This is a genomic window from Streptomyces sp. Q2 (genome assembly GCF_056820935.1).
In genome coordinates, this window is record NZ_JBXEJE010000023.1 from 1 (window position 1) to 15,186 (window position 15,186).

Annotated in this window: 13 protein-coding genes and 1 tRNA gene; 5 read left to right on the forward strand and 9 right to left on the reverse strand. The window is 70.9% G+C overall.

The window, feature by feature from the left end:
* The 4 genes from ACWBNA_RS25305 to ACWBNA_RS25320 all read left to right on the forward strand — a co-directional run.
* The coding region (locus tag ACWBNA_RS25305; RefSeq protein WP_482706801.1) for a carbohydrate ABC transporter permease at window positions 1-470 on the forward strand (470 nt) is incomplete at its 5' end.
* Window positions 471-494: 24 nt separating this feature from the next.
* A complete protein-coding gene (locus ACWBNA_RS25310) occupies window positions 495-1,808 on the forward strand; it encodes a glycoside hydrolase family 36 protein (protein WP_482706802.1) in 1,314 nt (437 codons plus the stop codon).
* Window positions 1,805-3,817 carry a beta-galactosidase gene (locus ACWBNA_RS25315; RefSeq protein WP_482706803.1) on the forward strand — a complete coding sequence of 671 codons (2,013 nt, stop codon included), beginning with the start codon at window positions 1,805-1,807 and terminating at the stop codon, window positions 3,815-3,817. The genes ACWBNA_RS25310 and ACWBNA_RS25315 overlap by 4 nt, the downstream gene beginning before the upstream one ends.
* A gap of 89 nt (window positions 3,818-3,906) precedes the next feature.
* On the forward strand, window positions 3,907-5,010 hold the full coding sequence (locus tag ACWBNA_RS25320) for a hypothetical protein (RefSeq protein ID WP_482706804.1): 1,104 nt from the start codon (window positions 3,907-3,909) through the stop codon (window positions 5,008-5,010).
* Window positions 5,011-5,101: 91 nt separating this feature from the next.
* Here ACWBNA_RS25320 and ACWBNA_RS25325 read toward each other — a convergent pair whose 3' ends face one another.
* From ACWBNA_RS25325 to ACWBNA_RS25340, 4 genes are all read right to left on the reverse strand, one after another.
* On the reverse strand, window positions 5,102-6,565 hold the full coding sequence (locus tag ACWBNA_RS25325; protein ID WP_482706805.1) for a GH1 family beta-glucosidase: 1,464 nt from the start codon (window positions 6,563-6,565) through the stop codon (window positions 5,102-5,104).
* Window positions 6,566-6,689: 124 nt separating this feature from the next.
* The gene (locus ACWBNA_RS25330; RefSeq protein WP_482706806.1) at window positions 6,690-7,595 is read right to left on the reverse strand and encodes a carbohydrate ABC transporter permease; all 906 of its coding nucleotides are present in this window, start codon (window positions 7,593-7,595) and stop codon (window positions 6,690-6,692) included.
* Between the two features lie 11 nt (window positions 7,596-7,606).
* Window positions 7,607-8,620, reverse strand: coding sequence for a carbohydrate ABC transporter permease (locus ACWBNA_RS25335; protein WP_482706928.1), 1,014 nt, complete (start codon window positions 8,618-8,620; stop codon window positions 7,607-7,609).
* Between the two features lie 5 nt (window positions 8,621-8,625).
* Window positions 8,626-9,951 carry an ABC transporter substrate-binding protein gene (locus ACWBNA_RS25340; RefSeq protein ID WP_482706807.1) on the reverse strand — a complete coding sequence of 442 codons (1,326 nt, stop codon included), beginning with the start codon at window positions 9,949-9,951 and terminating at the stop codon, window positions 8,626-8,628.
* A gap of 355 nt (window positions 9,952-10,306) precedes the next feature.
* On the opposite strand from ACWBNA_RS25340, the gene ACWBNA_RS25345 reads away from it, so the two are divergent.
* The gene (locus ACWBNA_RS25345; protein WP_482706808.1) at window positions 10,307-11,362 is read left to right on the forward strand and encodes a LacI family DNA-binding transcriptional regulator; all 1,056 of its coding nucleotides are present in this window, start codon (window positions 10,307-10,309) and stop codon (window positions 11,360-11,362) included.
* A 336-nt stretch (window positions 11,363-11,698) separates the two neighbouring features.
* Here the strand turns inward: ACWBNA_RS25345 and ACWBNA_RS25350 are convergent, their stop codons facing one another.
* The 5 genes from ACWBNA_RS25350 to ACWBNA_RS25370 all read right to left on the reverse strand — a co-directional run bounded on the left by ACWBNA_RS25350 (window position 11,699) and on the right by ACWBNA_RS25370 (window position 14,968).
* Entirely contained in the window at window positions 11,699-11,992 is a 294-nt protein-coding gene (locus ACWBNA_RS25350) for a hypothetical protein (RefSeq protein ID WP_482706809.1), read from the reverse strand.
* Between the two features lie 191 nt (window positions 11,993-12,183).
* A complete protein-coding gene (locus ACWBNA_RS25355) occupies window positions 12,184-12,681 on the reverse strand; it encodes a GNAT family N-acetyltransferase (protein ID WP_482706810.1) in 498 nt (165 codons plus the stop codon).
* A gap of 72 nt (window positions 12,682-12,753) precedes the next feature.
* A tRNA-His gene (locus tag ACWBNA_RS25360) sits at window positions 12,754-12,826 on the reverse strand.
* 78 nt (window positions 12,827-12,904) lie between these two features.
* Complete coding sequence (gene orn, locus ACWBNA_RS25365) at window positions 12,905-13,507, reverse strand: oligoribonuclease (protein ID WP_482706811.1); 603 nt, start codon at window positions 13,505-13,507, stop codon at window positions 12,905-12,907.
* A gap of 222 nt (window positions 13,508-13,729) precedes the next feature.
* Complete coding sequence (locus ACWBNA_RS25370; protein WP_482706812.1) at window positions 13,730-14,968, reverse strand: GlxA family transcriptional regulator; 1,239 nt, start codon at window positions 14,966-14,968, stop codon at window positions 13,730-13,732.
* Between the last annotated feature and the right edge of the window lie 218 nt (window positions 14,969-15,186).

Below are 15,186 nucleotides of genomic sequence, written 5' to 3' on the forward strand. Positions count from 1 at the left end.
TGCTCATCGACCTGCCCGGCATCACCATGAGCGGCAAGCTGTACGACTCCGCACTCGGCCTGGTCCTCATCCACGTCGCGTTCCAGGCCGGCTTCTGCACCTTCGTGCTCAGCAACTACATGCGCTCACTGCCGCACGAGCTGACCGAGGCCGCCCTCGTCGACGGCGCCTCGGTGTGGCGCCTGTACTGGCAGATCGTGCTGCCCCTGTGCAAGCCCGCCATGGCCGCCCTGGCCACGCTGCTGTCCATCTGGATCTACAACGACTTCTTCTGGGCCCTCGTCCTGATCTCCACCGGCGAGAACATGCCGATCACCTCGGCGCTGAACAACCTCTCCGGCCAGTACTTCACCGACCCCAACCTGGTCGCCGCCGGCGCCCTGCTCACCGCCATCCCCACCCTGATCGTCTACTTCGCACTCCAACGCCAGTTCGTCAGCGGCCTCACCCTGGGCGCCAACAAGGGCTGACGCCCGCCTTCGAAAGAGAACCCCGTGCACAACCCCTTCACCCCGGTCGCCTCCGTGCCCGTGGACACGCGCGCCGCGCGTGTCCACGAGGAGGGCTGGCAGTCCTGGAGCCCCAGCGGCGCCTACGCCCTCGACGCGACGCCGTACCGCCCGACGAACCACAACTGGGCGACGGTCTGCTACCGACCGGGCGTCACCGTCCCCGAGGGCACCTTCCAGGGCGAGGGCCTGCTGGCGCTCGACCCGGGCGACGGATCGCCGGTCCGGCTGTGGGCGGCGGCGGAACCGCTGCACGAGGTCCCGTCGATCCGTCTGGTCGTCGAGGGCGGCACGGCGGGGATCAGCGCCGACGGCCCGGTGAAGGAGTTCACGGGTACGGACATCCAGTCGACGCTGGCGGACTGGGCGGCCGGTCTCGGGCTCGCGCGCCCGCGCCCGGCCCCCACGGTCTGGTGCTCCTGGTACGAGTACTTCACCGCCGTCACCGAGGACGACATCCACGAGAACCTCCGCGCGATGGACACCCTCGACCTGCCCATCGACGTCGTCCAGATCGACGACGGCTACCAGAAGGCCCTCGGCGACTGGCTCACGCTCTCCGGCCGCTTCCGCTCCCGTGCGGGGATCGCCGACGCGATCCGCGCCCGGGGCCGCCGGGCCGGCATCTGGACGGCACCCTTCCTCGTCGACCCGGCGAGCGACCTGGCCGCCGAGCACCCCGACTGGCTGGTCCGGGACGCCGACGGCGGCTTCGCGCACGCGGGCCGCAACTGGGGCCACGACCTGAGCATCCTCGACACCACCCACCCGGCCGCGGCGGCGTACCTGACCTCGGTCTTCACGACCCTGCGGGCGGAAGGCTACGAGTACTTCAAGGTCGACTTCCTGTACGCGGGCGCCCTGGACGGCGTACGGCACGGATCGCAGGACGCCCTCCAGGCGTACCGCGAGGGCATCCGGCTGATCCGTGACGCGATCGGTGAGGACGCCTACCTGCTGGGCTGCGGCGCGCCCCTGCTCCCCTCCCTCGGCCTGTTCGACGCGATGCGGGTCAGCCCCGACACGGCCCCGCACCGCCGCCCCGAGGCCGGCGACTACTCCCAACCCGGCCAGGACCCCGCGGAGTTCACCGGCGCCGGCCGCCAGTGGCAGCACGGCCGCCTCTGGATCAACGACCCCGACTGTCTGATGGCCCGCCCCGCGGTCGAGACCCGGGAGCGGTGGGCGGCGCACGTGGAGGCGACGGGCGGCCTGATGGCCTCCAGCGACCGGCTGCTGTCGCTGGACCAGTGGGGCGTCGAGACCACCCGTCGGCTCCTCACGGGAGGCTCCCTGTGAGCACCTTGAACGTTCCGGGTATCGCCTACGGCGGCGACTACAACCCTGAGCAGTGGCCCGAGGAGGTCTGGGCCGAGGACGTACGCCTCATGCGCGAGGCCGGCGTCACCATGGTCAGCGTCGGCATCTTCTCCTGGGCGCTGCTCGAACCCTCCGAGGGCGTGTACGACTTCACGCTCCTGGACCGGATCCTGGACCTGCTCCACGAGAACGGCATCGCCGCCGACCTGGCGACGCCGACGGCGGCCCCACCGGCGTGGTTCTTCCGCGCGCACCCGGACGCCCTGCCGGTGGACCGGGACGGCCGCGGACTGTCGTACGGCAGCCGTCAGACGTTCTGCCCGTCCAGCCCCGCCTACCGCGAGGCCGCCCTGCGCATCGCGGGGGAACTGGCCGCGCGGTACGCCGACCACCCGGCCGTCGTGATGTGGCACGTCCACAACGAGTACGGCTGCCACAACGCGGAGTGCTATTGCGACACCAGCGCGGCGGCGTTCCGGGTCTGGCTGCGGGCGAGGTACGAGAACCTCGACGCGCTGAACGACGCCTGGGGCACCACCTTCTGGAGCCAGCGGTACTACGACTGGGACGAGATCATCCCGCCCCGCGCCACCGGTGCCGTCCCCAACCCGACCCACCAGCTGGACTGGCGCCGCTTCTGCAGCGACGAACTGCTGTCGCTGTACCAGGCGGAGCGGGCCGTCCTGCGAGAAGCCGCCCCCGGCACACCGGCCACCACCAACTTCATGGTGATGTACGCCTTCGACGCGCTGGACTACTGGCGCTGGGCCCCGGAACTCGACGTCGTCTCCAACGACCACTACCTCCGCTCCACCGACCCGGAGTCGGAGATCGACATCGCCCTCAGCGGCGACCTGGTCCGCTCCCTGGCGGGCGGGCGGCCCTGGCTGCTGATGGAGCACTCGACCGGCGCGGTCAACTGGCAGCCGGTCAACCGGGCCAAGACGGCGGGGGAGTTGCGGCGCAACGCCCTCGCCCATGTGGCGCACGGCGCCGACGGCATCGCCTACTTCCAGTGGCGGGCCGCCAAGGCGGGCGCCGAACAGTGGCACTCGGCGATGCTGCCGCACGCGGGCACGGACAGTCAGATCTGGCGGGACGTGGTCGCGCTCGGCGCCGACCTCAAGGCACTGGCCGAGGTGCGCGGCAGCACGGGCACGGCCTCCGTGGCCGTCGTCTGGGACTGGAACGCCCGCTGGGCCCTGGAACTCCCCTCCCAGCCGAGCGAGCAGGTCCGCTACCTGGACCTCGTCCGCGCCTGGTACGAGCCCCTGTGGCGCGCGGGCGTCGCCGTGGACTTCGTACGCCCGGACGCCGACCTGTCGTCGTACCGCCTGGTGCTCGCCCCGAACCTCTACCTCGTCGACGACGACGGCGCGGCGAACCTGACCCGTTTCGCGCAGAACGGCGGCACGCTGGCGGTCGGCTTCCACAGCGGGGCCGTCGACGAGAACTGCCATATACGGCTGGGCGGTTACCCGGGGGCGTTCCGGGACGCGCTCGGCGTGCGCACGGACGAGCTGTTCCCGCTGCTGCCGGGCGAGTCGGTGAGCCTGAGCGGCGGCGGCACGGCGTCGCTGTGGTCGGAGCGCGTGCGCCTGTCCGGCGCCGAGGCGATCACCTCGTACACCGAAGGCGAGCTCACCGGCGTCCCGGCGGTGACACGTCACGGCTGCGGCACCGGGACGGCCTGGTACGTGGCGACCCTGCCGGACCCGTCGACGCTGGCCGCCCTCCTGGACCGCATCCGCGCGGAGGCGGGCGTGACGCCCGTCCGGGTGACGCCCGAAGGGGTGGAGGCGGTACTGCGGCGCGGCCCGGAGGCCGACTACCTCTTCCTGATCAACCACGGTGACCGGGGCGCGGAGGTCGACGTGGCGCCGGACGCGACGGAACTGCTCGCGGCCAAGCGGATCGACGGCGGCCGGGTGACGGTGGCGCCGGGAGACGTCATGGTCGTACGGGAACCGCGCTCGACCACGCCATGAGCGTGCGGAGACAACCCGGTTGGCCTTCTTGCTGGCCAACCGGGTCGTCCCTACCCTGATCGTCGGAGCGTCGACCAGGGGGAGCGGCCGTGGCCAGAGAACCGTCCGACGAAGAGATGCTCCAGGCCGTCGAGGCGCATGTCGCCCGGCGCGGCATCGCCACCCGGCTGACCTCGCCCGGCACGGCGGACCTCAGCCGGCAGTCCCTGCTCGACTTCCGCATCGTCCGGTCCATCGAGACCCGCGGCGAGCGTCCGATGCGGGAGCCGGGCAGCCGGGGCGACATCGCCGGCCGTCCGACGTACACCGACATCCGCGCGTACCGCGTCGACCCGCCGACCGACCCGGAGCGGTCCAGCAGCCTGCTGCTGGTGCGCCGGGGCACGCTCGACGAGGTTCTGTGCGGCGACTGCCACGGCGGCACCAACGAGTGCGGGGCGTGCGGCGGGCGCGGCCGCAGCGACTGCCCCCGGTTCGTCGACTGCGCCACCTGCCACGGCGGCCCCGACGCCTGCTGGGAGTGCGAGGGAACCGGCCGCCCCCGCACCCGCCGGACCACGGCGTCCCGGCACCCCCACACCACCGCCGGGGAACGGGCCGCGCGGGCCACCTGCACGCGCTGCCGGGTCCCGGACGTGGCCTGCCCCAAGTGCCGCGGCCGACGCCAACTGGACTGCCCCGTCTGCAAGAAGGCGGGACATGTGCAGTGCGAGGCATGTCAGGGCACGAAGCGGGTCACCCACCAGGAGTGCCAGGGCACCGGCCGCTTCACGGTCTGGACGGAGGGTTTCGTGGACCACACCCCTCACCACGACAAGGAGAGACAGCTCGGCCGGCTGGACCTGCGGCGCCCGACCGGCAACGCGGGCGACTGGCGCGAGAGCGTGCTGAGAAACGCCACCGACAAACTCCCGGACGACCTCGAAGACGCCCACCGGAAGCTGGTCACGCCCCGACTGGCCGTGCACAAGGGGGAAGTGGCCCGTCGAGCGACCCTCCGCCACCTCCCCCTGGCCGTCGTCAGGGTGCACGCCGACCCGCACCGCGACTACTACGTCTACCCCTCCCGCACCGGCATCGAGGTCGCCTCCCGTCCCACCAGGGAACGCGTCCGCCACTTCGCCGCGATCACCGTGGCCGCGGCGGTCGTCGTGGCCCTCGTCGTGGCGCTGGTCGTGGCGGTGCTGGGCTGAGGCGCATCGGGGCGGCGCTGCCGGGCTGAGGAACATCGGGGCGCGACACCCCGTCGGATGCCGCGCCCCGTCCCCCGCTTCCCCCTGGGTGTTAGTCCGTTGCCGCCAGCGGCGGCAGGTCCTGCGACGTCACCGGCGGGAGCGCCCCCGTGCGGGCCGCCCGGGCGTACCAGTGGGCGCTGGACTTCGGCGTCCGCTCCAGCGTCGCGTAGTCGACGTACACCGCACCGAAGCGCTTGCCGTAGCCGTACGCCCACTCGAAGTTGTCCATCAGGGACCACAGGTAGTAGCCCCGGACGTCCGCGCCGTCCGAGATGGCGCGGCGGACCGCGCGCAGGTGGCCGTGGAGGTACGCGATCCGCTCGGGATCGTGCACGCGGCCGTCGGGGTCCGGCTTGTCGTCGTAGGCCGCGCCGTTCTCGGTGATGTACAGCGGCAGGCCGGGAGCCTCGCGCGAGTAGCGCATGATCAGGTCCTGCAGGCCCGTCGGGTCGATCGTCCAGCCCATCTCGGTACGCTCGCCCGGCGTCTGGTGGAAGGCGACGTCGTCCGCCCCCGGCCAGGGCGAGTGCGAGCTGGAGCCGTGACCGTCGGCGCGCGGGCCGCTCGCGTGCGGGTCGGTCGCCGAGACCAGCGCCGGCGTGTAGTAGTTGAGGCCCAGCGCGTCCAGCGGCTGGTTGATGGCCGCCAGGTCGCCGTCCAGGACGTACGACCAGTCCGTGATCAGCTCCGTCGCCGCGTACAGCGTCTCCGGGTACGCGCCGTGCAGCATCGGCCCGTGGAAGACGCCGTTGGCCAGGTCGTCGATCCTTTGGACCGCCGCCAGGTCCGCCGGGTCCGCCGAAAGGGGCCTGACGACCGAGGAGTTGAGGCTCACCGCCACCGAGTTGCGGGCCGGCATCGCGGACCGCAGGGCCGTGGTGCCCAGGCCGTGCGCCAGGTTCAGGTGGTGCGCCGCCTTGAGGGAGGCCGCCGGGTCCGTACGGCCGGGGGCGTGCACTCCGGAGGCGTAGCCCAAAAAGGCGCTGCACCACGGCTCGTTGAGTGTGATCCACTGCTCGACCCGGTCGCCGAGCGCCTCGCCGACGATCTGCGCGTACTCGGCGAAGCGGTACGCCGTGTCGCGCTCGGGCCAGCCGCCCGCGTCCTCCAACTCCTGCGGCAGGTCCCAGTGGTAGAGGGTGACCGCCGGCTTGATGCCGTGCGCGAGCAGCTCGTCGACCAGGCGGCGGTAGAAGTCCAGACCGACCTGGACCGCCGGGCCCCGCCCCGTCGGCTGCACCCGCGGCCAGGAGATGGAGAAGCGGTACGAGGTCAGGCCGAGCTCCGCCATCAACGCCACGTCGTCGCGGTAGCGGTGGTAGTGGTCGACAGCGGTGTCACCGTGCTCACCGCCGGCCGTCTTGCCCGGCGTGTGGCTGAAGGTGTCCCAGATGGAGGGCGTACGACCGCCCTCCCGCACCGCCCCCTCGATCTGGTAGGCGGAGGTCGCGGCGCCCCAGAGGAAGGCGGGGGGAAAGGTCACCGGGGTCGCCGGCGTTTCGGAATCAGGCATGGAAGCGCTCCCATAGGAGGTCGTGAAGACCGACAGGTGGAGGGGGGAGGGGGAGAGGGAGGGAGAGAAGGGGCCGAGGCGGCGATGGCTCGGCCCCCGCAAGCAGGGGTGAACAGGGCAGGACTCAGCCCTTGACGGCGCCCTGCATGATGCCGCCCACGATCTGCTTGCCGAAGATCGCGAAGACGATCAGCAACGGCAGAGTGCCCAGCAGCGCGCCCGCCATGATCAGCGACTGGTCGGGCGTGAAGCCCCGGCCGAGTCCCGCGACCGCGACCTGGACGGTCGGGCTGCCGGTCTGGGTCAGGACCAGGAACGGCCACAGGAAGTCGTTCCACGTCTGGACGAACATCAGCATGCCCAGGACGGCCATCGCGGGCCGCGCGGCCGGGAACACCACGTGCCACACCACCCGCCAGCTGCTCGCGCCGTCCACCCGGGCCGCCTCGATGATCTCGTCCGGCAGCGCCTGGATCAGGTACTGCCGCATGAAGAACACGCCGAAGGCGCTCACCAGCGAGGGGAAGATGACGGCCTTCAGCTGGTCGGTCCACCCCAGCTCGGCGACCATCATGTACAGCGGGATCACGCTGAGCTGCGGCGGCACCATCATGGTGCCGATCACGATCAGCATCATCGCGCCCCGGCCCTTGAAGCGCAGCTTGGCGAAGGCGAACCCGGCGATCGTCGACAGGAACACGACGGTCACCGCCGACACCCCCGCCACGAACGTGGTGTTGATGAACGCCTCGCCCAGGTTGGCGTCCTTCCAGGCGATCTCGAGGTTGTCGAAGAGGTTCGAGCCGAACCAGAACGGCGGTGGCGTCTGCGCCAGGCGCTGGGTGTCGCGCGAGGCGGCGATCGCCGTCCACACCAGCGGGAACAGCGAGCCGATGGTGAACAGGGCGAGGATGACGTACGCGATCGGGCCGGCGTGCATCTGCCCGCCCGCGCGGGCCGACTTGGGCCGTCGTATGCCCTTGGGCTGTTTCTGGTCGGTCGTGTCCACCGGGGTCAGTGTCGTCGTCACGGCCGGTTCTCCTAACTACTGGCGCGCAGCCGGCGCGAGATGACGTAGTTGACGATCCCGATCACGATGAGGATCAGGAACATCGTCCAGGCGATCGCCGAGGCGCGGCCCAGGTGCTGGTTGACCCAGCCCTGCTCGTACAGGTACAGGCCGAGGGTCTGGAACTGGTGCTGGGAGCCGCCGGAGGTGCCCTTGTTCGCGTCGAACAGGAGCGGCTCGCCGAACAGCTGGGAAGCACCGATGGTCGACACGACACAGGTGAACAGGATGGTCGGGCGCAGCGACGGCAGGGTGACGTGGATGAACTGCCGCCAGCGGTTGGCCCCGTCCAGGGCCGCCGACTCGTACAGGTCCTGCGGGATCGCCTGCATCGCGGCAAGGTAGATCAGCGCGTTGTAGCCGGTCCAGCGCCAGATCACGATCGACGAGACCGCGAACTGGGAGGCCCACTTGTCGTTCTGCCAGTCGATGTTGTCGATGCCGACGGCGCCCAGCGCCCAGTTGATCATGCCGTAGTCGCGGCCGAAGAGCAGCACGAACACCAGGGACGCGGCGGCGATCGACGTCGCGTACGGCGCGAGCATCATGACCCGGTAGAAGGTCGAGGCGCGCAGCTTGTAGTTGAGGATGTGGGCGATGCCCATCGCCATCATCAGCTGCGGAACCGTGGAGATGATGCCGATGGTCAGGGTGTTCTTCGCGGCGTTCCAGAAGAACTCGTCGTCGAAGATCCGGGTGTAGTTGCGCAGGCCCGCCCACTCCATGTCGGTGGGCGCGGTCATCTCCACCGTGTGCAGCGAGGCCCAGCCGGTGTAGATCAGCGGGAACAGGCCGAACGCGAGGAAGAGCAGGAAGAACGGTGAGACGAACGCGTACGGGCTCCAGCGCATGTCCCGCTGCCAGCGGCGGGACAGCCGGGCCCGGCGGCGCTTGTCCGCCTCGGGCACGGCGTCGGCGGGCGGGCGGCCCGGGGCCGCGCCCCCCTCCTTGAGGGGGAGCGCGGCGGTGTCGTGCCGGGTGGCCATACCGGTCACTTCTCCAGGTTGTTGTCGATGGTCTTGGTGGCCGTCTCCCAGGCATCCTCGGCCGACTTGCCCTGGGTGACCAGGATGACGCCGTTGTCGGTCAGACCCTGCTGGATGATCTGGTCCTTCGGGCCGATCACCTGGGCGGGGATCTGCTTGGCGGCCTCGGCGAAGATCGTGCCGATCGGGGCGTCACCGGTCATGTCGTTCTTCGCGCCGGTGACCTGCGGCATGGTGTACGCGGCCGGGGCGCTCGGGAAGCTGCCCTGCTTGGCGAAGAGCTTGGCCTGCTGCTCGGGCGCGGTCAGCCACGCGGCGAGCTTCGCGGCCTCGTCGGCGTTCTTCCCGGACTTCGGCACGGCGAGGAAGGTGCCGCCCCAGTTGCCGGGCTTGGGCGAGGTGGCAACGTCCCACTTGCCGGCCGCCTCGGGCTTCGACTTGCCCTTGATGTAGCCGAGCATCCACGGCGGGCAGGACATCGCGGCGAACTTGCTGTTGGCGATCGTCGTGTCCCAGGCGGGCTGGAACTGCGTCTGATTGCCGATCAGCCCGTCCTCGGCGGCCTGCGCCGTCAGGTTGAAGGCCTTCTTGATCGCCGGGTTCGTCTTGTAGATGACCTCGCCGGAGGCGTCGTAGAACTTCTCGCTCTCACCGCTGACGATCGCGTTCAGCAGGCCGCCGGGGGAGTCCAGGAAGGTGGTGCCCTTGGGCGCCTTCGCCTGGTACTTCTTGCCGACCTCGACGAACTTCTCCCAGCTGCCCGCCCACGACGTGGCGACTTCCTCGCGGTCGGAGGGCAGACCGGCCTGCTCGAACAGGTCCTTGCGGTAGCAGATGGCCATCGGGCCGACGTCGGTGCCGACGCCTATGGTCTGGCCGTCCTTGGTGGTGGCCTGCTTCCACTTCCAGTCCAGCCAGTTGCTCGACTTGACGCCGTCCACCTTGGACAGGTCCATCAGCTTCGCGGCCTGGGTGTTCACCACCTCGGCGATGTTGCCGACCTCGACGGCCTGGATGTCCTGCAGGCCGCTGTTGGTGGTCAGGTGGTTGACGAGAGCGGGGTAGTAGTTCTCGTTCCGCTCGACGACGTTCTCGGCGATCTTGATGTCCGGGTTCAGCTTCTCGTACTCGGCGTAGAGGCCGGCTTCCTTGAAGCCCTGGGTGCCGAAGAGGCCCAGCGTGATCGTGGTCTTGCCGCCGCCTTCGCCCGAAGACGAGCCGTCGCCGCCGTCGTCTCCGTCGTCGGCACAGCCGGCCAGCAGCCCGGAGCCCAGCGCGGCGACGGCCGCGAGGACCATCGTCTTGCGGGCTATTCGGGTACGTGCTCGCATTGCGTCCTCCTGTTGCCCTGACGTGCCGACCCCCCGGCCAACTGCATTGTTGGGCCCGTTAGTTCTAGCTGCGGCTCGGGCGGGGAACGTGCGGGATGTGTATGTGTCAGGTACCGTGGGAGCGCTCCCACCGGTGATGTGTTGAAGCGTCGTCGGTCCGAGCGGGGGTGTCAAGGGACTAGGACCGGAGAGATGCGTTCAGTTATCGGGCTGTTAACTGGAACCAGGGGATCTCGTTTCAGCCACCCCCGCACGTCATCCTGCGGAAACCCGGGAGCCGACCAGTCGCGGGCTCCCCTCCGGCAGGACTGTTAGATTCCAGGCCAACGCAAGGGTCGACGGGAGGGCTAAGCCCATGGCAAGCCACGGAGCGCGGAGCCGGAGCGGTGGCCGGCCCACCCTCGAAGAGGTGGCAGCCCGTGCCGGCGTCGGCCGCGGCACGGTCTCCCGGGTGATCAACGGCTCGCCGCGGGTCAGCGACGCCACCCGCGCCGCGGTGGAGGCGGCCGTGGCCGAGCTCGGCTACGTCCCCAACACGGCCGCGCGCGCCCTCGCCGCCAACCGCACCGACGCGATCGCCCTCGTCGTCCCCGAGCCGGAGACCCGCTTCTTCGCCGAGCCGTACTTCTCCGACATGCTCAAGGGTGTCGGCGCCGAGCTGGCCGACACCCCGATGCAGCTGCTGCTGATCTTCGCGGGCAACGACCGGGAACGGGCCCGCCTGGCCCAGTACCTCGCCGCCCACCGGGTCGACGGCGTCCTGCTGGTCTCCGTGCACGCCGACGACCCGCTGCCCGACCTGCTCTCCCAGCTGGAAATACCGGCCGTGATCAGCGGCCCGAGATCGGCCGGGGAGACACTCCCCTCGGTCGACTCCGACAACTTCGGCGGCGCCCGCTCGGCGGTCGAGCACCTGCTGGCCCGAGGCTGCCGGGCGGTCGCCCACATTACCGGCCGCCTCGACGTGTACGGCGCCCAGCGCCGCGTCGACGGCTACCGCGCCGCTCTGCTCGACGCGGGCCACGAGGTGGACGAGCAGCTCATCCAGCCGGGCGACTTCACCGAGGAGGGCGGCCGGCGCGCGATGACCGAGCTGCTCACTCGCCGCCCCGACCTGGACGCGGTCTTCGCGGGCTCGGACGTGATGGCGGCCGGCGCCCGCCAGGTCCTGCGCGAGAAGGGCCGCAGCATCCCCGACGAGGTGGCGCTAGTCGGCTACGACGACTCGGCCATCGCCCGCCACATGGACCCGCCGCTGACGAGCGTCCGCCAGCCCATCGAGGAGATGGGCCGCCGGATGATCGACCTCCTGCTGACGGAGATCGCTGACCGCCGCCCCGCGATCACCCGGGAACTGGAGCGCCGGCAGGTGGTCCTGGCGACGGAGCTGGTGGCACGGAGGTCTTCCTGACGAGGCCGGGCCCAGACCGGCGGACCGGTCAGGACAGGTGGATCGGCCCGACCGGGTGGATCGGCCCGGACCGGCGGACTGGCCCGGACCGGCGGACTGGCCCGGCCCCGACCGGGTGGATCGGCCCGAGTGGGTGGACCGGACCGGACCGGATCGGGTGGATCGGCGCGGACAGGTGGATCGTTCGGATGGGCGGACTGGCCCGGTCCCGACCGGGTGGATCGGCCCGAGTGGGTGGACCGGACCGGACCGGACTGGGTGGATCGTCCGGATGGGCGGACTGCTCCGGTCCCGACCGGCGGACCGGTTCCGACCGGCGGCCGGTCCGGTCAGGTACTAGCGGTGCCGCCACCGGCGGGGTCGACGACCTGGCTGCTCGGGGGTGCGGTGCGTGACCAGCCAGACCACGCCCAGCAGCACGGCACCCGTCAACCAGAAGAGGATCACCAGCCAGGCGCCCACGGAGCTGTTCGGATCGTCGGCCTCCCGGCACAGCTCTCCGACGCACGACCCGTTCCCCTCGCCCGCCGCGTCCAGGGCGATCACGAGCCACACCAGCATCGCCAGGTTGAACGCGATGATGACCCACGTCAGCAGTCGCCCCCGATGACCTCGGCGCGACCGCATCATGAGCCTCCCAACCTCGCGAACGGCTCATAAGCCGACAATACGCCCACCGCTCGACGGGCCGCAGCCAGCCTTCCGCGCCTTCCGTGTCTTCCGCGCTGCCCGTGAACGGGTCGGTGGCGTAGGCGAGTTGGGCTGGTGTGGCGACGTGGCAGTGGGCCGGGCGAGCTGAGGGTGGTGGGCGGAGGGGGGTTTCAGCTCCGTAGCGCCAGCCGCCATCGCCGCTCCCCGTCGTGCTCCTCGTCGGTCGGTGTCAGTCCGCCCGCCGTGGCCACCGCCGCCGACGCGAGGTGCGCGGGGTGGATGTGGGCGACGACCGTTCGTACGCCCCACCGCCCGAGCCCGTCGACCAGCGCCCGCACCGCCTCCGAGGCGAACCCGCGGCCCTGCCACGGTGTGCCGACCACCCACGCGATCTCGGCGGTGTGTCCCCGCGTGACCGTCGCCTGGACCGTGCCCACGAGACAGGCCTCCGCGTGCGGCCGCAGCACCCAGTTGTGCCAGGCGACGTCCGGATCCGGCGAGCCGGCGACGAGCCGGAGGTAGCGGGATCGCAGGGCGTCGGGGGAGTCGGGGGCGCCGCCGATGAAGGCGTGCAGGGCCGGGTCGGAGAGCACGACGGCCATCTCCGCGGCGTGCTCGACGCGCAGGGGGAGGAGGTCGAGGCGGGGGGTGGAGAGGGTCTCGGGCACCGGCTCAGCGTAGGCACTCAGAGACGACTTCAGCCGGTGCCTTGTCTCCAAGGTCACCGGCTGAAGAATCAGGGTGAGTGACGGGACTTGAACCCGCGGCATCCTGGACCACAACCAGGTGCTCTACCAGCTGAGCTACACCCACCATGTCGGCTGTTCGGATCTCTCCGACCGGCCGAGAAAAAGTGTACAGGGTCCGAAGGGGTGCTCGCGCCCGACTTGTTTACGGCCCAGGCAGGACGTATTTCGCGGCGATCTTCTTGGCGGTGTCCGAGTCGGGCCCCGGCTGCGGTACGAAGACGGCCTCGCGGTAGTAGCGCAGTTCCGCGATGGACTCCCGGATGTCGGCGAGGGCGCGGTGGTTGCCGTTCTTCTCCGGGCTGTTGAAGTAGGCGCGCGGGTACCAGCGGCGGGCCAGCTCCTTGATGCTGGACACGTCGACGATCCGGTAGTGGAGGTAGCCCTCGAGGGCCGCCATGTCCCTGAGCAGGAACCCGCGGTCCGTGCCGACGGAGTTGCCGCACAGGGGGGCCTTGCCCGGTTCCTTCACGTGCTCGCGTACGTACGCCAGGACCTGCGCCTCGGCGTCCGCGAGCGTCGTGCCGCCGGAGAGCTCGGTGAGGAGTCCGGACGCGGTGTGCATCTGACGCACCACCTCCGGCATCGTCTCCAGCGCCTGGTCCGGCGGGCGGATGACGATGTCCACACCGTCGCCGAGGATGTTCAGCTCGGAGTCGGTGACGAGGGCGGCTACCTCGATGAGCGCGTCGTCGGACAGCGAGAGGCCGGTCATCTCGCAGTCGATCCACACCATGCGATCGTTCATGCGACCACCCTACGGCTGGCGTGCGCTTTTGTGGGCCCCGGTGCAGCTGTGAGCACTACTGAGGGCTCGGCCCCCAGACCCTGACGCAAAGGCCGGGGTTGAAGGGGCAGCGCCCCTTGGGACGGGACGGGACGGGGCGGGGCGGGGCGGGAAGGGGCGGGGCGGGAAGGGTGGTGGTGGGGGCGGAAATCCGCCCCGCCCTCACCACCACCCGTCCGGATCTCACATCCCGCTGCGCTGCCCAGGCACGCTCGCCCGGCTCCCCGCATACGCCTCGCGGCCGTTGTCCGAGGCCGGGCCCAGGGACGCGGACGTCCCGACCGGGCTCGGCGACGCGGTGCGGCGGGTCTGGAGCGGTACCGGGCCGCCGCCGTCGGGGTGCAGCTGAGAGGGCGCGCTCGGTGGACCGGCCGCGCCCTCGGGGTCAGGCTGTCGTTCGACCTGCGGCCGCCGCGCCCGGTAGGCCGCGCGGTACGCGGCCGGCGACGAACCCAGCTGGCGGCGGAAGTGCCCGCGCAGCGCCACCGGCGAGCGGAAGCCGCAGCGGCCCGCGACCTCGTCCACCGAGTAGTCCGACGTCTCCAGCAGCCGCTGGGCCTGCAGCACCCGCTGGGTGATCAGCCACTGCAGCGGCGCGCTCCCGGTGAGGGAGCGGAACCGGCGGTCGAAGGTGCGACGGCTCATGTACGCGCGGGCGGCGAGCGTCTCCACGTCGAACTGCTCGTGGAGGTGCTCCAGCGCCCAGGCGACGACCTCGGCGAGCGGGTCGGCGCCGATCTCCTCGGGTAAAGACCGGTCGAGATAGCGCTCCTGCCCGCCGCTTCGGCGCGGCGGGACCACCAGGCGTCGGGCCAGCGCGCCGGCCGCCTCGTTGCCGTGGTCCGTCCGCACGATGTGGAGACAGAGGTCGATTCCGGCCGCCGTACCCGCGGACGTCAGCACATCGCCGTCGTCCACGAACAGCTCGCGCGGATCCACGTGCACCGACGGGTAGCGCTTGGCGAGCGTCGGTGCGTACATCCAGTGGGTGGTGGCCGGCCGGCCGTCCAGCAGGCCCGCCGCCGCCAGCACGAAGGCGCCGGTGCACAGACCCACTATGCGGGCGCCCTCCTCGTGCGCCCGGCGCAGTGCGTCGAGTGCGTCCTCCGGTGGCGGCGAGGTGATCGAACGCCAGGCGGGCACGACGACGGTGCCCGCTCGCGAGATCGCCTCCAGGCCATGCGGTGCGGTGAGTTCCAGGCCCCCTGTGGTCCGCAGTGGGCCTTCCTCACCGCCGCACACCAGCAGTCGGTAGCGCGGAACGCCGGCGTCCTGGCGGTCGATTCCGAACACCGACAGCGGTATGGAACTCTCGAAGATGGGGCCGCCGCTGAACAGCAGCACCGCGACGATCTCCTTGCGGCGTCGCCCGGACAGTTTCCGGGCCGCGGCTTCCGGCGCGGCAGTGGAGTCGTGGCTCATACTGCTAAGCCCCCCTCGGTGGTCGCGGCTCCTCGGTTGTGTCGCTCCTGCACGTTTCCCCTCGGTCCTGCACGAGTCCCCCGCCGTAAGACAGTCAAGATCGAATCTACTGCGTCACGTGGTGCCGGGGAGACCAGTTGGGCATCCGGCACATTGTCGACTTGGCAACTTGGCGTGAAGCATTCGATCACGAAGCGTTGCACTCGTGGGGCGTGCAG